Genomic DNA, 19,195 nt, shown 5'->3' with positions numbered 1-19,195 from the left:
GCACTTTCCTCAACGTCCGGGACCTACCCTGATGATTCCCACCGGCGGGGCTTTTCAGCCGCCCTGCAACACCCGGACCAGGTCCTCGGCCGTCCGGCACCGGTCCAGCAGCTCCTTGACGTGGTTGCGGGTCCCGCGCAACGGCTCCAGCGTGGGTACCCGCTGCAGCGAGTCGCGGCCCGGCAGATCGAAGATCACGGAGTCCCAGGAGGCCGCGGCGACATCGTCCGCGTACTGTTCGAGACAGCGGCCCCGGAAATAGGCCCTGGTGTCCTCCGGCGGGTTCGCAGCGGCCCGTACGACCCTGGGCTCGTCCAGCAGGCGCTTCATCTTCCCGCGGGCCACCAGACGGTTGTACAGCCCCTTCTCGGGCCGTACGTCCGCGTACTGCAGGTCCACCAGATGGAGCCTCGCCGCGTCCCAGTCGACACCGTCCCGGCGGCGGTAGCCCTCCAGGATCTCCTGCTTCGTGATCCAGTCCAGCTCGCCCGACAGGCTCATCGGGTTGTTCTCCAGCCGGTTCAGCACGTCCTCCCAGCGGCCCAGGACGTCCCTGGTCTGCTCGTCGGCGTCCACGCCGTACCGCTCTTCGACGTACTTCCGTGCCAGCTCGAAGTACTCCATCTGGAGCTGTACGGCGGTGAGCGTGCGGCCGCTGCGCAGCGTGATCAGCTGCTGGAGGCCGGGATCGTGCGAGACCTGGTGGAGGGTGCGCACCGGCTGGTCGACGGCGAGGTCCACATTGATGAACCCGTCCTCGATCATCGCGAGCACCAGCGAGGTCGTACCCAGCTTGAGGTAGGTCGAGATCTCCGAGAGGTTCGCGTCGCCGATGATCACGTGGAGGCGGCGGTACTTCTCGGCGTCCGAGTGCGGTTCGTCGCGGGTGTTGATGATCGGCCGCTTGAGGGTGGTCTCCAGGCCGACCTCGACCTCGAAGTAGTCCGCGCGCTGGCTGATCTGGAACCCGTGCTCGTGGCCGTCCTGGCCGATTCCGACGCGGCCGGCCCCGGTCACCACCTGGCGGGAGACGAAGAAGGGGGTCAGGTGGCGCACGATGTCCGAGAAGGGGGTCTCCCGCTTCATCAGGTAGTTCTCGTGCGTCCCGTACGAGGCGCCCTTGTTGTCGGTGTTGTTCTTGTACAGGTGGATCGGCTGCGCACCCGGGATCTCCGCGGCCCGTTCCGCGGCCTCCGCCATGATCCGCTCGCCCGCCTTGTCCCAGAGCACGGCGTCACGCGGATTGGTGATCTCCGGGGAGCTGTACTCCGGGTGGGCGTGGTCGACGTAGAGGCGCGCCCCGTTGGTGAGGATCACATTGGCCAGGCCGATGTCCTCGTCGGTCAGCTGGCTGGTGTCCGCGGTCTCCCGGGCGAGGTCGAAGCCTCGCGCGTCCCGCAGCGGATTCTCCTCCTCGAAGTCCCAGCGGGCGCGGCGCGCCCGGTGCATCGCCGCCGCGTAGGCGTTGACGATCTGGGACGAGGTGAGCATGGCATTGGCGTTCGGGTGGCCCGGAACAGAGATGCCGTACTCCGTCTCGATGCCCATTACCCGCCGTACGGTCATGCGGCCCTCCTTGCCCGGCAGCGCCCCTCGCGGGAACGTCGCTCAAGTACCGCTGCTTCTCCGGTGCGTGTGCGGTTGCCCTTCCCCGCACTGCGCGACTCGGTGATACCGAAGAGCGTAGAACGCCTTTGCGCCGCTGGGGAGATCATTACAGGCATTGGTGTCCTTGCGGCCGAAGGCCGGAAAACACGGCGGCTGCGGGTGCCCGCCGGGGGACCCGCAGCCGCCCTGTCTTTTACAGGTACTGACCGGTGTTCGCCACCGTGTCGATGGAGCGCCCGGTGTCCGCGCCCTGCTTTCCGGTGACAAGGGTGCGGATGAATACGATCCGCTCGCCCTTCTTGCCGGAGATACGGGCCCAGTCGTCGGGGTTGGTGGTGTTCGGCAGGTCCTCGTTCTCCTTGAACTCATCCACGCATGCCTGGAGGAGGTGGGAGACCCGCAGACCCTTCTGTCCCTGGTCGAGGAAGGCCTTGATGGCCATCTTCTTGGCCCGGTCGACGATGTTCTGGATCATCGCGCCGGAGTTGAAGTCCTTGAAGTAGAGGACTTCCTTGTCGCCGTTGGCGTACGTGACTTCGAGGAAGCGGTTCTCCTCGGACTCCGTGTACATCCGCTCCACGACGGACTGGATCATGGCGCTGACCGTGACATCGGGGTTCTCCCGGTGTTCGGCCAGGTCGTCCGTGTGCAGCGGCAGCGACGACCGCAGGTACTTGGCGAAGATGTCCTTCGCCGCCTCCGCGTCCGGGCGCTCGATCTTGATCTTGACGTCGAGGCGGCCGGGCCGCAGGATCGCCGGGTCGATCATGTCCTCGCGGTTGGACGCGCCGATGACGATGACGTTCTCCAGGCCCTCCACACCGTCGATCTCGGCGAGCAGCTGCGGGACGATGGTGTTCTCCACGTCCGAGCTGACGCCTGATCCACGGGTGCGGAAGAGGGATTCCATCTCGTCGAAGAAGACGATGACAGGGGTGCCCTCGCTCGCCTTCTCCCGGGCACGCTGGAAGACCAGGCGGATGTGCCGCTCGGTCTCACCGACGTACTTGTTGAGGAGTTCGGGGCCCTTGATGTTGAGGAAGTAGCTCTTCCCCGCTGGCCGGCCGGTGACCTCGGCGACTTTCTTGGCAAGGGAGTTGGCGACGGCCTTGGCAATGAGAGTCTTGCCGCAGCCGGGCGGGCCGTAGAGCAGGATGCCCTTCGGCGGCCGCAGTTCGTGCTCCTTGAAGAGGTCGGGGTGGAGGTACGGAAGCTCGACCGCGTCGCGGATCAGCTCGATCTGGTCGCCCAGGCCGCCGATCTTGTCGTAGTCGATGTCCGGCACCTCTTCGAGGACGAGCTCCTCGACCTCGCTCTTCGGCACCACTTCATAGACGTAACCGGACCTGGAGTCGAGCAGCAGGGCGTCGCCGGGACGGATGGTGATGTCCAGCAGCGGCTCGGCGAGCCGCACCACCCGTTCCTCGTCGGTGTGCCCGATCACCAGGGCCCGCTCGCCGTCCTCAAGGATCTCCTTGAGGGTGACGATGTCCCCGGCGCGCTCGAACTCCATGGCCTCGACCACGTTGAGTGCCTCGTTGAGCATGACTTCCTGGCCGCGCCTGAGCTCCTCGAGCTCGACGCTGGGACTCACGTTCACCCGGAGCTTGCGGCCCCCGGTGAAGATGTCGCAGGTCCCGTCCTCATTGGCCTGCAGGAAGACACCGAAGCCGGCCGGCGGCTGTGCGAGCCGGTCGACCTCCTCCTTGAGGGCCACGATCTGGTCGCGGGCCTCACGGAGTGTATTGGCGAGCCGCTCGTTCTGCGCGGACACGCCTGCCAGGTTGGTCTGCAGCTCGACGATCCGCTCTTCGAGAATCCTCGTATGACGCGGAGAGTCGGCGAGCTTGCGGCGCAGGACGGCGATTTCCTGCTCGAGATAGGCAACCTGGCCGGCGGGGTCCTCGGACCCTCGCGCGGGCCGGGTGCCGCGGTTGATGTCGTCGTCGTGGGCTGCCACGGTCCTCACCTCCTCCAAGGGGAGCTGGACGCTTCCTGACCCTACCTGGGCGGCTGGTGATTGAAACCCCTAGATCACAAAGACCGTCGGGGTGTGTCTGATCTTCACCCTTGCGTACTCCCTCACGTCTTGGGAATACCCACCCAACAACATCGGAAAGCGGCCGGTTGTATCGTCGAAGTGTTCAACACCCGTCAGGGCTGGCTTCAATTGGTTCAACCGCGCAGGAACGGCAGGAGAAATGACCGTGCAGGACGAGGCTCCCACCAGCGACGGCGCCCAGGCGCTGGAGGTCTGGATCGACCAGGATCTCTGCACCGGGGACGGCATCTGCGCCCAGTACGCGCCCGAGGTGTTCGAGCTGGACATCGACGGGCTGGCCTATGTGAAGAGCGCCGACGACGAGCTGCTCCAGGCGGTCGGCGCCACAACGCCCGTGCCGCTGCCGCTCCTCCAGGACGTGGTGGACTCGGCGAAGGAGTGCCCGGGCGACTGCATCCATGTACGCCGCGTTTCGGACAGCGTCGAGGTCTACGGGCCCGCTGCCGAGTAGGGCGCCCCGCGCGCCGCATCCTCACGTACGTCAGGTACGCGCCGTCGGCCTACGCTCACCGCCGTCATACGCTCCGCGCCTGGGAGGGCACCGAGCGTACGAACTTGCCGCCCTGCCAGCGCCACTTGACCTGCTGGTGCACGTCCGGATTCCAGCGCGGCACGTCGGGTGAGGAGTAGCCGAGGAGCGTCGCGGTCACGGCTCCGTCCCCTATCGCGAGCGCGCCCACGCTCTGCTGGTCCGCCGGGCTGACCAGTGTCGCGACGAGCCGGGGCCGGCCGTCACCGGTCCCCGGCCGGGTGAGCACGTAGATGCCGGTGGGCGGTGTGCCCGATCCGGCGTCGCAGCGCACCGCTGCCACCGTTTCGGGGCTGCCGTCCCCGTCGAGATCGCCGGATGCCTTCCTGGTGACTGTGGTGCCCGCTCCCCCGCACTCCAGCGGGAAGGTGACGGCCGCTGGATCCGGCGCGGCCACGTGCGGGCGGGCCGGTTTCCCGCCGGGCTGGGACGCCGTGGCCGGATCGGGCGCGAGGACGCCCGCCAGGGCGACGACGCCGGCCATCGCGGTGGCCGTGGCCAGCCAGTGGACCGGGCTGGTCCTGTTGTGCGCGAGGTCCGGGAGTACGAGGTCCGGGAGCGCGGAGGGCTGCACGCGAGAGGTCTCCTGTGGGGCAGTGCCGGTGGGGGTGGCCAGAATAGTGCCACACGTCACAGGGGATCGGAACGCCGGGGTCCGTAAGGTCAACGTAAAGAAGCCGCCGCGCAGTTCCCCGGTGTGCTGGGGGAACTGCGCGGCGGCGCTGGTGCGTTGTCGCTGTCAGACGGTGTCGTCGGACCCGGTCGGCTCGCTCCCGGCCGAGTCGCTCCCGGTTCCGGCCTTAGGCTGGGCGGTGCTCTTTCCGGGACCGCTGTAGTCCTCGCCGTACGCGCCCTTGGACGGCCGGCGGCGGCGCAGCGGGGCCTCCACACCGTCTGCGAGGCGGCGGGCGGTGACGAGGAAGCCGGTGTGGCCGATCATCCGGTGGTCCGGGCGGACGGCCAGCCCCTCGACGTGCCAGTTGCGGACCATGGACTCCCAGGGCTGCGGCTCGGCGAAGCAGCCGATCTCCCTGATCGACTCGACGGTGCGTGAGAGCTGGGTGGTGGTGGCCACGTAGCAGCAGAGGATGCCGCCGGGGACCAGCGCCTTGGAGACGGCGTCCAGGCACTCCCAGGGGGCGAGCATGTCCAGCACCACACGGTCGACGTCCGTGTCGGAGAGGTTGTCCTGGAGGTCACCGACGGTGAGCTGCCAGGCGGGGTGCGGCCCGCCGAAGTAGCGCTCCACGTTCTGCGTGGCGATCTCCGCGAAGTCCTCACGGCGCTCGTACGAGTGCAGCATCCCCTGCTCGCCGATGGCACGCAGCAGGAAGCTGCTGAGCGCGCCGGACCCCACACCCGCCTCGACGACCCGTGCGCCGGGGAAGATGTCCCCGAAGGCCAGGATCTGGCCCGCGTCCTTGGGGTAGACCACGGCGGCGCCGCGGGGCATGGACAGGACGAAATCGGGGAGCAGGGGGCGCAGCGCGAGGTAGGCGACGTTTCCCGTGGTACGGACAACACTGCCCTCGGGAGCACCGATCAGCTCGTCGTGCGGGAAGGAACCCTTGTGGGTGTGGAAGTTCTTCCCGGCTTCGAGCGTGAAGGTGTAGTGGCGTCCCTTGGGGTCGGTGAGCTGGACCTGGTCCCCGACTTTGAAGGGCCCACGTCGGCGGGCGGCACCGGTCGGTTCGGACATACGAGCAGACTACCGGCCTCAGGAACCGGGGCGCGCCATCGCCTGGACGAATGCCCGTTCGACATCGGCCGTGGAGAGGACTCCGTAGATCGCGCCGGTCTCCTCGACCACCAGGTACTCGGTGGCCGGACTGGCCCGCAGCTTGTCGAGGAGCGCCTCGCCCGCCAGCTCGGCCGGCACCCGCATCCCCTCGGTGAGGTCCTGGGCGAGTCCGCTGACCGCGACCCAGGGGCGCCGGTGCTCCGGCACTCCGACGATGGCCGCCTCCCGGACCAGGGCGGTCGGGTCGCCCTGGCTGTCCACGACGACCAGCGCCCGGGCACCGGCGTCGTTGGCCCTGCGCAGCGCCTCGGAGAGCGGTGTCGTCGTCTCCACGGGGACGGCGCGCCTGGTGAGCGTACGGGCGCGGAGCTCGGGGAGGTGTTCGCGGAGCCTGGCCATCCGCAGGCTGTTGCCCGCGCCGGTCCAGATGATCGCGGCGAGGATCGCGGCGAGCAGCGCGTCCATGACCGTCTCCATGCCGCCCACGTCGGCGTCGGAGCCGGTGTGGGTGAGCAGCGGGAGGCCGATCAGGACGGAGACGGCGAGCGCCCGGCCGAACCAGGCGGCGGCGATGGTGCCGCTCATCGGCTTGCCGGTGATCTTCCAGACGACCGCGCGGAGCATCCGGCCGCCGTCCAGCGGCAGCCCGGGCAGCAGGTTGAAGGCGGCCACGATGAGGTTGGAGATCATCAGGCCGGCCAGCAGCACTCCGGGGACCGTGCCGGGCTCCACGGCCTTCATCCCGAGGTAGAAGAGGCCGGCGAGGATCATCGAGAGCAGTGGTCCGACGAAGGCCAGGATGAACTCGCGGCCCGGTGTCTCGGACTCCTTCTCGATCTCCGAGACACCGCCGAAAAACTGGAGCTGGATGCGGCGCACCGGGAGGTCGAAGCGCAGTGCGGCGACGGTGTGGGCCAGTTCGTGGACCAGTACGGAGGCGTAGAAGGCGACCGCGAAGAAGAGGGAGACCAGATACCTGGCGTTGCCCAGTTCGGGGAGGATCCGGTCGAGCTGGCCGCCGAAGACCCAGGTGATGAGGGCTGCCACCAGGAACCAGCTGGGGGCGACGTACACCGGAACACCGAAGGGGCGGCCCATCAGGATGCCGCCGCCCGGCGCGTCCCGGCGCCGCGGTTTGCCGCCATCGGGCGCGGGGCCGGGCCCTGCCCCGTCCGCGCCGGGCTGCGGGCGCCCGCTGTCGCCGCTCTCGTTCACGGTATCCCTTCATGTCGTTCCGTGTCGTTCATGCTGTCCGGAATGCGTTCCGCACCACCGCCGGTCCGACACCGCTTTCCACGGTGCCCTGATCATGCAGTGCGAGGAGGTCTGCCGTCGATGGTATGCGGCTCGGTGTCAGTGGCGGGTCGTAGGGTCTGGGACATGACTACCGCCCAGCAGCCCACTTCACTCTCGCCGTCGCGGGCGAGCGACTTCATGCAGTGTCCGCTGCTGTACAGGTTCCGGGTGATCGACAAGCTGCCGGAGAAGCCCAGTCCTGCGGCGACGCGCGGCACTCTGGTGCATGCGGTGCTGGAGCGGATGTTCGACGACCCGGCGGCGGAGCGGACGGTTCCGCGTGCCCGGGGCATGGTCCCCGGCCAGTGGGACCGGCTCCTGTCGGCCAAGCCCGAGCTGGGCGAGCTTTTCGCGGACGACACCGGGGGCGAGCAGCTGGCGAAGTGGCTCGCGGAGGCCGAGTCGCTGGTCGAGCGGTGGTTCACGCTGGAGGACCCGACACAACTCGAACCGGCCGAGCGGGAGCTGTTCATCGAGACGGAGCTGGCGTCGGGGCTGCGGCTGCGCGGGATCATCGACCGGGTCGATGTGGCGCCGACCGGCGAGGTCCGGATCGTCGACTACAAGACGGGCAAGGCGCCGCGCCCGCAGTTCGCGGAGGGCGCGCTGTTCCAGATGAAGTTCTACGCGCTGGTGGTGTGGCGGCTGAAGGGGATCGTGCCGCGCCGGCTCCAGCTGGTGTACCTGGGGAGCGGCGAGGTGGTGACGTACGACCCGGTCGAGGGCGATCTGGAGCGGGTCGAGCGCAAGCTGCTGGCGCTGTGGGAGGCGATCAGGAAGGCCACGGAGAGCGGCGACTGGCAGCCGCGGCCGACGAAGCTCTGCGGCTGGTGCGACCACCAGGCGGTCTGTCCGGAATTCGGCGGCACCCCGCCGGTCTACCCGCTGGAAGTGGTGCGCAAGGCGGAAGAGGTACCCGAGGCCCGGTGAGACCGGGCGGGCTCCGCCCCGCCCTCCCCGCAGCGCCTGATCCGTCCGGGACACCCCCGGTACGCCCCGCGGCGTCCCGGCGGGCCGGTCAGGGCAGAATGGGGCCGGTCTAGCTAAGGAGTTCCCGTGGCGATCCGCGTCCTACTGGTCGACGACCAGCCGCTGCTGCGCACCGGTTTCCGGATGATTCTGGAGGCCGAGCAGGACCTCGCGGTGGTCGGTGAGGCCGGGGACGGCCTCCAGGCTCTCGACCAGGTCCGGGCGCTGCAGCCCGATGTGGTGCTGATGGACATCCGGATGCCCCGGATGGACGGGGTCGAGGCCACCCGCCAGATCACCGGCCCCGGCCGGGACGGTCCGGCGAAGGTCCTGGTGCTGACCACCTTCGACCTGGACGAGTACGTGGTGGAGGCCCTGCGGGCCGGTGCGAGCGGCTTCTTGCTCAAGGACGCGCCCGCCAATGAGCTGGTCCAGGCGATCCGGGTGGTGGCCGGGGGCGAGGCGATGCTCGCACCGAGCATCACCCGCCGGCTGCTCGACAAGTACGCGGACCATCTGCCGTCCGGCGAGGATCCCGTCCCGGACACGCTGCACACCCTGACCGAGCGCGAGGTGGAAGTGCTCAAGCTGGTCGCGCGGGGCCTGTCCAACGCCGAGATCGCCGCCGACCTGTTCGTCAGCGAGACCACGGTCAAGACGCATGTGGGCCATGTACTGACCAAGCTGGGGCTGCGCGACCGGGTCCAGGCCGCGGTCTACGCGTACGAGAGCGGTCTGGTACGCCCGGGGGCTCAGCCGTAGTTCCCGGGCCCCGCCGGTCCTCCGGCGGGGCCCGCGGCGGCTCCGGCAGGCAGGGCACCGGCCGGACGTCCGGCCGGTGCCCTGCCGTCCGCGGGTCAGCTGACGCCGCGGCCGAGCTCCCAGATCTGCAGGGCGGACGAGTTGCTCAGCGCCCACTCCGCCCCGGTCAGGTCGTCCCGGGCGGCCACATACTGCTTGCCCTGCCAGAGCGGCAGCACGGGAACGTCGTCCGCGACGATGTCCTGGATCTTCTGGAGCGGGACCACCGCCGTGGTGCGGTCCGCGGCCCGCCGGGACTCCGGGATGTACTTGTCGCGGATGGTGGGGTTCGCGTAGGGGGTGTTGAGGAAGTTGCCCTTGCTGAGGAACGGCGAGATGAAGTTGTCCGCGTCGGGGAAGTCCGGGAACCAGCCCATGCCGTAGACCGCGTAGTCGCCCTTCACCTCGTCGGGGCGGAACTGCGCCCACTTGTGGCCCTGGGTCTTCACGTCGAAGAGCCCGGAGGCGTTCAGCTGCTGCTTGAGCAGCGCGAACTCCTTCGCCGTACCGGGTCCGTAGTGGTCGCTCGTGTAATCCAGCGTCAGCCGGACCTTGCTGGTGATCCCGGCAGAGTGCAGGATCTGGGCGGCCTCGGACTTGCTCGGATCGCCGTACTTGTTGAAGAACGAATTCGTGTGTCCGCCGATTCCGGTGGGGATCAGCGAGTAGAGCGGGTCCGAGGTGGCACCGTACACCTGGCTGGCGATCTGACCGCGGTCGACGAGCGCGGCCATCGCCTGCCGGACCGCCTTGTTCTTCACCGCCGGGTCGTTCGTGTTGAAGGCCAGGTAGCGGATCTCCAGGCCGGGGCTCTCGACAAAGTTGACGTTCGGCGACGAACCGTCCGAGTACTGCTTGATCTGCTCCGGGGAGAGAGTCCGGCCCATCATGTCGATCTTGCCGGACTTCAGCGCGGCGCCCATGCCCGCGGCATCCGCGAAGGAATCGATCTCGACCTTGTCGTTCTGCAGCTTCAACGCCCCCTTGTAGTGGGGGTTCTTGGTGAAGATGGCCTTCTTCAGGCGGTCGTTGCCGACCTCCGCCTTGAAGGTGTACGGACCGGAGCCGTCGATCACGAAGCCCTTGCGCAGCTTCTTCGGCGCGTACTCCTTCTTCTCCACGATGCCCGCGGCCGGCGTGGCCAGCTTGTACGGGAAGGTGGCGTCGGGCGTCTTCAGGTGGAAGACCAGCTCATGAGAGCTCACGGCCTCGATGGTGTCGATGTTCTCCAGCAGACCGGCCGGGCCGTTCGGGTCGTCGATGTTGGTGACGCGTTCCATCGAGTACTTCACATCGGCGGCCGTGAGGGGGTCGCCGTTGGCGAACTGGAGCCCGCTGCGGAGCTTGCAGCGGTAGCTCTCGTTCTCGGTGTCCGTGAAACGGCAGTCGCTGGCGGCGTCCGGCACCGGCAGGCCGCCACCACGCGGCATCGCCATGAGCGACTGGAGAGTCGGGCGCAGGAAGTTCCAGACGCCGGTGTCATAGGTGTAGGCGGGGTCGAGAGGAGCCGGAGCCTTCTTGCCCGACTCGATGAAGTCCGTCGTACCCACGACGATGGCCTTGCCGCCGTCGCCGCCGCTGCCTGTGCCGCCGCACGCGGCGAGTACCGGAGCGAGCAGGCAAACTATCGCCGGCAGCACCAGAGTCTTGCGGTTCATTCTGGACGTTCTCCTCATCCGGCACTGGGATACAGCGATGTACAGACACTCCGCCGCTACCGCCCGATCGGGGCGGGGCGATCGGGCCGGGTACAGAGCGATCAGTCCAGTGATCCCGGCCGCTTGGTGGGCGCCGGGGGCACAGAAGTGTACGGCGAAGTTCTCGCCATGAGATTAGTGGGGAACGTCAGGAAACCTGGACCGGGGGCGACTTGGGTGGGATCCACACCATCTTCACGAATAGCGGAGCGTCAATATCCGACCACCGAAATGATTCGTACACCGCTTCACCAATCGGGACACATGGGCACGTGCGGAGCGGTGACGCGCCTATCGCAGCACGCGAATGCCTCCGTGTCGACGCTTCGTCAAGTGATGAACGTCACTCCGCACCCGCTTTTCGTAAAGCTTGAAGCCCCTCTCTTCATGCTCACGTAAATACAGGGGGATGACGGGCGCCGATTCCCTTCAGGACTAAAGCGACACGGTCAGTATCCGGCTCGGTGCATTCCGTTGACCAGTGCCCTGAGAAAGCCCAGATCGACTTCTTCCAGAGACCCGACGACTACCCGGCCGGCCGCTGCGGCGATCGGCGCCACTGAGGGCACGGCCACTACACGGCAGCCTGCGGCCTCCGCCGCCGCCACTCCGGTCGCGGTGTCCTCGATGACCGCGCAGCGCGCCGGATCGGCGTCCAGGCCCGCCGCGGCTGCGAGATAGGGCTCCGGGTGCGGTTTCGTCCGGGCCACCTCGTCGCCCGCGACCGTCAAGGTGAAGTTGTCCGGGCCGAGCGACTTGAGGACCCGGTCGATGATCCGCCGGTGCGAGGCGGAGACCAGGGCCGTGGGCACGCCGTGGGCGGCCAGCTCGGTGAGCAGCCGCAGCGCCCCGGGCATCAGCGGCACCCCGCCCGAGATCCGCTCCTCGAACCGGTCGTTGAGCAGCGTGGTCAGCTCGGGAAGGGCGATGTCCGCGCCGGTGACCTCGATGAGATAACCGGCGCTGCGGGTCATGGGCCCGCCCACCACGGTGTCGCGCCAGCGTTCGTCGAGCCGGTGGCCGAGGTCGGCGAAGACCTCCACCTCGGCGTCCCACCAGACGCCCTCGGTGTCCACCAGCGTGCCGTCCATGTCGAGCAGGACCGCCTGCAGGGCTGCGCCTTCGGCCATACGGGTGTTGAGCGCGGCGACCGTACTGGTCATACGGGGACACCTCCTGGAGGGACACGAAGGCCGGTCGCCCACCCTGCTGGGAAGGCAACCGGCCTGCACCGGACCGACCATTCTACGTCGGGACGGTCCGGCGCGCGCTGCGATGCGGCGCACCCGCGTCCGGTGGCGGACTGCCGGACTCACCGGGCGTTGAAGTACTTCGCCTCGGGGTGGTGGATCACGATCGCGTCGGTGGACTGCTCGGGGTGCAGCTGGAACTCCTCGGAGAGGTGTACGCCGATCCGCTCGGGCTGGAGCAGCTCGGCGATCTTCGCCCGGTCCTCCAGATCCGGGCAGGCACCGTAGCCGAGCGAGAAGCGCGCACCGCGGTACTTCAGCGCGAACATGTCCTGGACGTCCGAGGGGTCCTCACCCGCGTAGCCGAGCTCGGAACGGACCCTGGCGTGCCAGTACTCGGCCAGCGCTTCCGCCAACTGCACGGACAGGCCGTGCAGTTCGAGGTAGTCGCGGTAGGAGTTGGCCTCGAACAACTCGGCCGTGGCCTCGCCGATCCGCGAGCCGACGGTGACCACCTGAAGGCCGATCACATCCCGCTCACCGGACTCCTCTGGGCGGAAGAAGTCCGCCAGGCAGAGCCTGCGGCCGCGGCGCTGGCGGGGGAAGGTGAAGCGGGTCCGCTCGCTGCCGTCCTCGTTGAGGAGGATGAGGTCGTCGCCCTTGGAGACGCACGGGAAGTAACCGTAGACGACGGCCGCTTCGAGCATGTTCTTGGTGTGCAGCTGGTCCAGCCAGCCGCGCAGACGCGGTCGGCCCTCGGTCTCCAACAGCTCCTCGTAGGTGGGGCCTTCGCCCTTGCGGTCTTCCTTGAGCCCCCACTGCCCCTTGAAGAGCGCGCCTTCGTCCAGCCAGGACGCGTACTCCTTGAGCTGGATCCCCTTGACGACGCGGGTGCCCCAGAACGGCGGCTCCGGCACCGGGTTGTCGGTGGCGACGTCCGAGCGGACGGTGCCCTCGGGCTCGTCCACCTTCAGGACGGCGGCGGTGTCCCGCTTCGGCACCCGGCGCTGCTTGAGCTCGGGCAGTACGGCGCCGGGGACGCCCCGCTTGACGCCGATCAACGCGTCCATCAGGCGCAGGCCCTCGAACGCGTCGCGGGCGTAGCGGACTTCGCCCTCGTAGATCTCGTGCAGGTCCTGTTCGACGTACGCCCTGGTCAGCGCGGCGCCGCCGAGGATGACGGGGAAGTCGGCCGCCATCCTGCGCTGGTTGAGCTCCTGCAGGTTCTCCTTCATGATCACTGTGGACTTGACGAGGAGACCTGACATGCCGATGACGTCGGCCTTGTGCTCCTCGGCGGCTTCCAGGATCGCGGAGACGGGCTGTTTGATGCCGAGGTTGACGACGTTGTAGCCGTTGTTGGTCAGGATGATGTCGACGAGGTTCTTGCCGATGTCGTGGACGTCGCCGCGGACGGTGGCCAGGACGATGGTGCCCTTGCCGTCGTCGTCGGTCTTCTCCATGTGCGGCTCCAGATGGGCCACCGCGCTCTTCATGACCTCAGCCGACTGGAGCACGAACGGCAGCTGCATCTGGCCGGAGCCGAAGAGTTCGCCGACGACCTTCATCCCCTCCAGGAGCGTGTCGTTGACGATCTCCAGGGCCGGCCGGCCCTGGAGCGCTTCGTCGAGGTCGGCCTCCAGGCCGTTCTTCTCGCCGTCGATGATGCGGCGCTGCAGGCGCTCCTCCAGCGGGAGGGCCATGAGCTCTTCGGCCCTGCCCTGCTTCATGGATTTCATGTTGACGCCCTCGAAGAGCTCCATGAGCTTCTGCAGGGGGTCGTAGCCCTCGGCGCGGCGGTCGTAGATCAGGTCGAGGGCGACCTTGACCTGCTCCTCCTCCAACCGGGCGATCGGCAGGATCTTCGACGCGTGCACGATCGCCGAGTCCAGCCCTGCCTTTACGCACTCGTCGAGGAAGACGGAGTTGAGGACGACGCGGGCGGCCGGGTTGAGGCCGAAGGAGATGTTGGACAGACCCAGCGTGGTCTGGACGTCCGGGTGACGGCGCTTGAGCTCGCGGATGGCCTCGATGGTGGCGAGGCCGTCGCCCCTGGACTCCTCCTGACCGGTGCAGATGGTGAAGGTCAGGGTGTCGATGAGGATGTCCGGCTCACGGATCCCCCAGTTGCCGGTCAGGTCCTCGATCAGCCGCTCGGCGATGGCGACCTTGTGGTCGGAGGTACGGGCCTGGCCCTCCTCGTCGATGGTCAGGGCGATCAGCGCGGCGCCGTGCTCGACCGCCAGCGCCGTGACCTTGGCGAAGCGGGACTCGGGGCCGTCGCCGTCCTCGTAGTTGACCGAGTTGAGGACGGCACGGCCGCCCAGCTTCTCCAACCCGGCCCGCAGCACGGGCAGTTCGGTGGAGTCCAGCACGATCGGCAATGTGGAGGCGGTGGCGAAGCGGCCGGCCAGCTCGGTCATGTCAGCCACTCCGTCGCGGCCCACGTAGTCGACACACAGGTCGAGCATGTGCGCGCCCTCGCGGATCTGGTCGCGCGCCATCTCCACACAGTCGTCCCAGCGCGCCTCCAGCATGGCCTCACGGAACTTCTTGCTGCCGTTGGCGTTGGTGCGCTCGCCGATCGCCATGTACGCCGTGTCCTGGCGGAACGGCACGCTCTGGTACAGCGAGGCGGCGCCCGGCTCGGGGCGCGGGTCGCGGGCGGTGGGCGTGAGGGCCCGGGCCCGGTCGACGACCTGGCGCAGATGCTCGGGCGTCGTACCGCAGCAGCCGCCGATCAGGGACAGGCCGTAGTCGGTCACGAATGCTTCCTGCGCGTCCGCCAGGCCCTCGGGGTCGAGCGGGAAGTGCGCGCCGTCCTTGGTCAGCACGGGCAGGCCCGCGTTCGGCATGCACATCAGCGGCGTACGCGAGTGGCGGGCCAGATAGCGCAGGTGCTCGCTCATCTCGGCCGGGCCCGTCGAGCAGTTCAGCCCGATCAGGTCGATACCCAGGGGCTCCAGGGCGGTCAGCGCGGCGCCGATCTCGGAGCCGAGCAGCATGACGCCGGTCGTCTCGAAGGCGAGCGAGCAGATCAGCGGCACGCTGACGCCGAGGGCGTCCATCGCCCGGCGTGCGCCGATCAGGCTCGACTTGGTCTGCAGCAGGTCCTGGGTGGTCTCCACGATCAGGGCGTCCGCGCCGCCGGCGAGCAGCCCCTCGGCATTCTGCTGGTAGCCGTCCCGCAGGACGTCGTACGTGGTGTGGCCGAGCGACGGCAGCTTGGTGCCGGGGCCGATCGAGCCGAGGACCCAGCGCTGGCGGCCGTCCTTCGCGCCGAACTCGTCGGCGACCTCGCGGGCGATACGGGCGCCCGCCTCGGACAGCTCGGTGATCCGGTCGGCGATCTCGTACTCGTTCGCCGCCGAGTGGTTCGCACCGAAGGTGTTCGTCTCCACACAGTCGACGCCGACAGCGAAGTACTCCTCGTGCACCGAGCGGACGATGTCCGGCCTGGTCACGTTCAGGATCTCGTTGCAGCCCTCCAGCTGCTGGAAGTCCTCAAGAGTGGGATCCTGCGCCTGCAGCATCGTGCCCATCGCACCGTCGGCCACCACCACACGGGTGGCCAGTGCCTCTCGGAGGGCGTCAGCTCGGGTCCGGCTGTCAGCGGAAGGGGTCGGCGACGAGGCCATGGAATGTACTCCCTGGGATGCGACGGCTGTCGGCTTTGCGCCTTCCGGCAGGATGGCGCACCAGGCCAGGGTAACGGGGACGGCGCTGATCGGGGCGGGTGTTCCACGGGACGGACACCTCTGCCGGCACGGCTCCGCGGGTGGCGTCGGGTACCGCCTGGGCGCACTCCGCGTGACACTTGGTCGACATGGACCGATAGTGTTCAGCATTGCCGAACAGCGTGGAGGGTGGCCCAGCAATGGCGAAGAACATTCAGTCCCTGGAGCGGGCGGCTGCGATGCTGAGGCTGCTCGCGGGCGGCGAGCGGCGGCTCGGCCTGTCCGACATCGCCTCCTCCCTCGACCTGGCCAAAGGCACCGCCCACGGCATCCTGCGCACCCTCCAGCAGGAGGGTTTCGTGGAGCAGGACCCGGCATCCGGGCGCTACCAGCTGGGGGCCGAACTGCTGCGCCTGGGCAACAGCTATCTGGATGTCCACGAGCTGCGGGCGCGCGCCCTCGTCTGGACCGACGACCTGGCCCGCTCCAGCGGTGAGAGCGTCTATCTGGGCGTCCTGCACCAGCGGGGCGTCCTGATCGTCCACCATGTCTTCCGCCCCGACGACAGCCGGCAGGTGCTGGAGGTCGGAGCCATGCAGCCACTGCACTCCAGCGCCCTCGGCAAGGTGCTCTCGGCGTACGACCCGGTGGCGCACAGCGAGGCCCTGGAGACCGAGCGGCAGATTTTCACCCCCCGCACGATCAGCGACCCGGAGCAGTTCGAGTCGGTGCTCGACCTGACCAGGGCGCGCGGCTGGGGCGCCGACGTCGAGGAGACCTGGGAGGGCGTGGCATCGGTGGCCGCCCCCATCCATGACCGGCGCAGGATGCCGCTGGGCGCCATCGCGGTGACCGGTGCGGTCGAGCGGGTCTGTGTGGACGGGGAGCTGCGCCCGGAACTGGTGGCCGCGGTGCGCGACTGCGCCCGTTCCGTCTCGCGCGATCTGGGCGCCGGCCGCTTCTGAGCGCCGCCGCGGGCCCGTTCCCGGGCTCCTTCCCTGTCCCTGGCAGCGCCCCAGCGAGGCCCCAGCAGGGTCCCGGCCCGGCCCCGGTGGAAGTCCTCATCGAGTTTCGCGTCACAGCCTCTTGACGTTTACCGACCGCAGGACAAAACTGCCGTTCATCGGTCGGCATTGTCGAACACTTAACGGAAATACGCGTTAAGGTGTGACAGTGCCAAAGGGCCGGCAACGCCCTCACCTGAGGGCGCGGACGACCGGAGGAAACCGGTGTCCGGCTTCCCCTGGACGAAGGACAAAGGAGTCGCGGGTGTCCAGCTCCGACATCTTCATCGGCGAGACCATCGGGACCGCCGTACTCGTACTGCTCGGCGCCGGTGTGTGCGCCGCCGTAACACTCAAGCGCTCCAAGGCCAAGGACGCGGGCTGGCTGGCCATCACGTTCGGCTGGGGATTCGCCGTACTGACCGCCGCCTACATCTCCACCGGTGTCTCCGGCGCTCACCTGAACCCGGCGGTGACCATAGGCCTGGCCATCAAGGGCGACACCCCGTGGGGCGACGTGCCCCTGTACCTCGGCTCGCAGTTGCTCGGCGCCATGATCGGCGCGACGCTGGTCTGGGTGGCGTACTACGGACACTTCCAGGCCCACCTGAGGGACCCGGAGATCGCGGCGATGGACAAGGGCACCACGAAGAGCGAGCCGGGCCCCGGCCCGGTGGGCGGTGTCTTCTTCACCGCGCCCGAGATCCGCAACGTCGTGCAGAACCTGGCCACCGAGATCATCGGCACCATGGTCCTCGTCCTGGCGATCCTCACCCAGGGCCTGAGCGCGGACGGCAAGGGCCTCAGCATCATGGGCGCCCTGATCACGTCGCTGGTCGTCGTCTCCATCGGGCTCTCGCTCGGCGGTCCGACGGGTTACGCCATCAACCCGGTCCGCGACCTCGGCCCGCGTATCGTCCACTCCCTGCTGCGGCTCCCCCACAAGGGCAGCTCGGACTGGAGCTACGCGTGGATACCCGTGGCGGGCCCTCTCATAGGCGGCGCTCTCGCAGGCGGTCTGTACAACCTCGCCTTCGCGTGACCTGCCGGCACCGACGACCACCCCTTCAGAATCTCGGAGCACACCGTGACCACTGACGCTCACACCACCGGGCCGTTCATCGCGGCCATCGACCAGGGCACCACCTCCAGCCGCTGCATCGTCTTCGACCGGGACGGACGGATCGTCGCCGTCGACCAGAAGGAGCACGAGCAGATCTTCCCGAAGCCGGGCTGGGTCGAGCACGACGCCGCCGAGATCTGGACCAACGTCCAGGAGGTCGTGGCGGGCGCGGTCGAGAAGGCCGGCATCACAGCGGCCGACGTCAAGGCCATCGGCATCACCAACCAGCGCGAGACCACGCTGCTCTGGGACAAGAACACCGGTGAGCCCGTCCACAACGCCATCGTCTGGCAGGACACCCGCACCGACGCGGTCTGCCGCGAGCTCGGCCGCAACGTGGGCCAGGACCGCTTCCGCCGTGAGACCGGTCTGCCGCTGGCCTCGTACTTCGCCGGGCCGAAGATCCGCTGGCTGCTGGACAACGTCGAGGGGCTGCGCGAGCGCGCCGAGGCCGGCGACATCCTCTTCGGCACCATGGACTCCTGGGTCATCTGGAACCTGACGGGCGGGGTGAACGGCGGCGTCCACGTCACCGACGTCACCAACGCCTCCCGCACGCTGCTGATGAACCTGCACACGATGAAGTGGGATCCGAAGATCCTCGGCTCCATCGAGATCCCGGCGGCCGTGCTGCCGGAGATCCGCTCGTCCTCCGAGGTGTACGGCACGGCCGCCGGGGGCGTGCTGGCCGGTGTGCCCGTCGCCTCCGCGCTCGGCGACCAGCAGGCGGCCCTGTTCGGCCAGACCTGTTTCTCCGAGGGCGAGGCCAAGTCGACGTACGGCACCGGCACCTTCATGCTGATGAACACCGGTGGCACGCCCGTCAACTCGTACAACGGCCTGCTGACGACCGTCGGCTACCAGATCGGCGACCAGAAGCCGGTGTACGCGCTGGAGGGGTCGATCGCCGTCACGGGCTCGCTCGTCCAGTGGCTGCGCGACCAGATGGGCATGATCAAGAGTGCCGCCGAGGTCGAGACCCTGGCCTCATCGGTCGACGACAACGGCGGCGCGTACTTCGTACCGGCCTTCTCCGGTCTGTTCGCCCCGTACTGGCGTCCCGACGCGCGCGGTGTGATCGCCGGCCTGACCCGCTACGTCACCAAGGCGCACATCGCCCGTGCCGTGCTCGAAGCCACCGCCTGGCAGACGCGTGAGATCAGCGACGCCATGACCAAGGACTCCGGCGTCGAGCTGACGTCGCTCAAGGTCGACGGCGGTATGACCTCCAACAACCTGCTGATGCAGACGCTCTCCGACTTCCTGGACGCACCCGTGGTGCGCCCGATGGTGGCCGAGACGACCTGCCTCGGCGCTGCCTACGCCGCCGGTCTCGCCGTCGGCTTCTGGCCGGACACCGACGCACTGCGCGCCAACTGGCGCAGGGCCGCCGAGTGGACACCCCGGATGGACGCGGCCGTCCGTGACCGCGAGTACAAGAACTGGCTCAAGGCCGTACAGCGGACCATGGGCTGGCTCGAAGACGAGGAGTAACCAA

14 protein-coding genes are annotated in these 19,195 nt (G+C 68.5%); 6 read left to right on the top strand and 8 right to left on the bottom strand.

What is annotated here, in order from left to right; all coding sequences use genetic code 11:
- Nucleotides 1–54: 54 nt before the first annotated feature.
- Together dop and arc are read right to left on the bottom strand one after the other, a co-directional pair.
- Complete coding sequence (gene dop, locus OG452_RS29240; RefSeq protein WP_327298554.1) at nt 55–1,566, bottom strand: depupylase/deamidase Dop; 1,512 nt, start codon at nt 1,564–1,566, stop codon at nt 55–57.
- A gap of 235 nt (nt 1,567–1,801) precedes the next feature.
- Entirely contained in the window at nt 1,802–3,568 is a 1,767-nt protein-coding gene (gene arc / locus OG452_RS29235; RefSeq protein ID WP_327298553.1) for a proteasome ATPase, read from the bottom strand.
- A gap of 241 nt (nt 3,569–3,809) precedes the next feature.
- Here arc and OG452_RS29230 point away from each other — a divergent pair, with 241 nt between their 5' ends.
- A complete protein-coding gene (locus tag OG452_RS29230; RefSeq protein ID WP_266858698.1) occupies nt 3,810–4,121 on the top strand; it encodes a ferredoxin in 312 nt (103 codons plus the stop codon).
- Nucleotides 4,122–4,185: 64 nt separating this feature from the next.
- On the opposite strand, the gene OG452_RS29225 is transcribed toward OG452_RS29230, so the two are convergent.
- The 3 genes from OG452_RS29225 to OG452_RS29215 all read right to left on the bottom strand — a co-directional run bounded on the left by OG452_RS29225 (nt 4,186) and on the right by OG452_RS29215 (nt 7,155).
- A complete protein-coding gene (locus tag OG452_RS29225) occupies nt 4,186–4,773 on the bottom strand; it encodes a hypothetical protein (protein WP_327298552.1) in 588 nt (195 codons plus the stop codon).
- Nucleotides 4,774–4,938: 165 nt separating this feature from the next.
- Entirely contained in the window at nt 4,939–5,898 is a 960-nt protein-coding gene (locus OG452_RS29220) for a tRNA (adenine-N1)-methyltransferase (RefSeq protein ID WP_327298551.1), read from the bottom strand.
- Between the two features lie 18 nt (nt 5,899–5,916).
- On the bottom strand, nt 5,917–7,155 hold the full coding sequence (locus tag OG452_RS29215; protein WP_327298550.1) for a site-2 protease family protein: 1,239 nt from the start codon (nt 7,153–7,155) through the stop codon (nt 5,917–5,919).
- A gap of 165 nt (nt 7,156–7,320) precedes the next feature.
- On the opposite strand from OG452_RS29215, the gene OG452_RS29210 reads away from it, so the two are divergent.
- Together OG452_RS29210 and OG452_RS29205 are read left to right on the top strand one after the other, a co-directional pair.
- A complete protein-coding gene (locus tag OG452_RS29210) occupies nt 7,321–8,166 on the top strand; it encodes a RecB family exonuclease (RefSeq protein WP_327298549.1) in 846 nt (281 codons plus the stop codon).
- A 126-nt stretch (nt 8,167–8,292) separates the two neighbouring features.
- Entirely contained in the window at nt 8,293–8,967 is a 675-nt protein-coding gene (locus tag OG452_RS29205; protein WP_327298548.1) for a response regulator transcription factor, read from the top strand.
- A gap of 95 nt (nt 8,968–9,062) precedes the next feature.
- On the opposite strand, the gene OG452_RS29200 is transcribed toward OG452_RS29205, so the two are convergent.
- The 3 genes from OG452_RS29200 to metH all read right to left on the bottom strand — a co-directional run bounded on the left by OG452_RS29200 (nt 9,063) and on the right by metH (nt 15,531).
- Nucleotides 9,063–10,664, bottom strand: coding sequence for an ABC transporter substrate-binding protein (locus tag OG452_RS29200; RefSeq protein ID WP_327298547.1), 1,602 nt, complete (start codon nt 10,662–10,664; stop codon nt 9,063–9,065).
- A gap of 488 nt (nt 10,665–11,152) precedes the next feature.
- The gene (locus tag OG452_RS29195; RefSeq protein ID WP_327298546.1) at nt 11,153–11,866 is read right to left on the bottom strand and encodes an HAD family hydrolase; all 714 of its coding nucleotides are present in this window, start codon (nt 11,864–11,866) and stop codon (nt 11,153–11,155) included.
- Between the two features lie 149 nt (nt 11,867–12,015).
- Nucleotides 12,016–15,531 carry a methionine synthase gene (metH, locus tag OG452_RS29190; RefSeq protein WP_327298545.1) on the bottom strand — a complete coding sequence of 1,172 codons (3,516 nt, stop codon included), beginning with the start codon at nt 15,529–15,531 and terminating at the stop codon, nt 12,016–12,018.
- Nucleotides 15,532–15,770: 239 nt separating this feature from the next.
- On the opposite strand from metH, the gene OG452_RS29185 reads away from it, so the two are divergent.
- From OG452_RS29185 to glpK, 3 genes are all read left to right on the top strand, one after another.
- Entirely contained in the window at nt 15,771–16,535 is a 765-nt protein-coding gene (locus OG452_RS29185) for an IclR family transcriptional regulator (protein ID WP_327298544.1), read from the top strand.
- A 304-nt stretch (nt 16,536–16,839) separates the two neighbouring features.
- Nucleotides 16,840–17,616 (top strand): MIP/aquaporin family protein, encoded by a 777-nt coding sequence (locus OG452_RS29180; protein WP_327298543.1) that lies wholly within the window; start codon nt 16,840–16,842, stop codon nt 17,614–17,616.
- Between the two features lie 45 nt (nt 17,617–17,661).
- Nucleotides 17,662–19,191: a glycerol kinase GlpK gene (gene glpK / locus OG452_RS29175; RefSeq protein WP_327298542.1), complete on the top strand. Its 1,530-nt coding sequence runs from the start codon at nt 17,662–17,664 to the stop codon at nt 19,189–19,191.
- Nucleotides 19,192–19,195: the final 4 nt, after the last annotated feature.

Origin of the sequence: Streptomyces sp. NBC_01197, from assembly GCF_036010505.1 — a bacterium.
Taxonomy (GTDB): Bacteria; Actinomycetota; Actinomycetes; order Streptomycetales; family Streptomycetaceae; genus Streptomyces.
Note: the sequence above shows the minus strand (reverse complement) of the source record. Positions and strands in the feature narration are given on the sequence as shown.

Bases quoted from the DNA above. Each gene is read 5' to 3' on its own strand.
- OG452_RS29210 (WP_327298549.1), top strand. From the start codon at position 7,321: ATGACTACCGCCCAGCAGCCCACTTCACTCTCGCCGTCGCGGGCGAGC.
- OG452_RS29185 (WP_327298544.1), top strand. From the start codon at position 15,771: ATGGCGAAGAACATTCAGTCCCTGGAGCGGGCGGCTGCGATGCTGAGG.
- dop (WP_327298554.1), bottom strand. From the start codon at position 1,566: ATGACCGTACGGCGGGTAATGGGCATCGAGACGGAGTACGGCATCTCT.
- OG452_RS29220 (WP_327298551.1), bottom strand. From the start codon at position 5,898: ATGTCCGAACCGACCGGTGCCGCCCGCCGACGTGGGCCCTTCAAAGTC.
- OG452_RS29195 (WP_327298546.1), bottom strand. From the start codon at position 11,866: ATGACCAGTACGGTCGCCGCGCTCAACACCCGTATGGCCGAAGGCGCA.
- metH (WP_327298545.1), bottom strand. From the start codon at position 15,531: ATGGCCTCGTCGCCGACCCCTTCCGCTGACAGCCGGACCCGAGCTGAC.
- OG452_RS29230 (WP_266858698.1), top strand. From the start codon at position 3,810: ATGACCGTGCAGGACGAGGCTCCCACCAGCGACGGCGCCCAGGCGCTG.
- OG452_RS29200 (WP_327298547.1), bottom strand. From the start codon at position 10,664: ATGAACCGCAAGACTCTGGTGCTGCCGGCGATAGTTTGCCTGCTCGCT.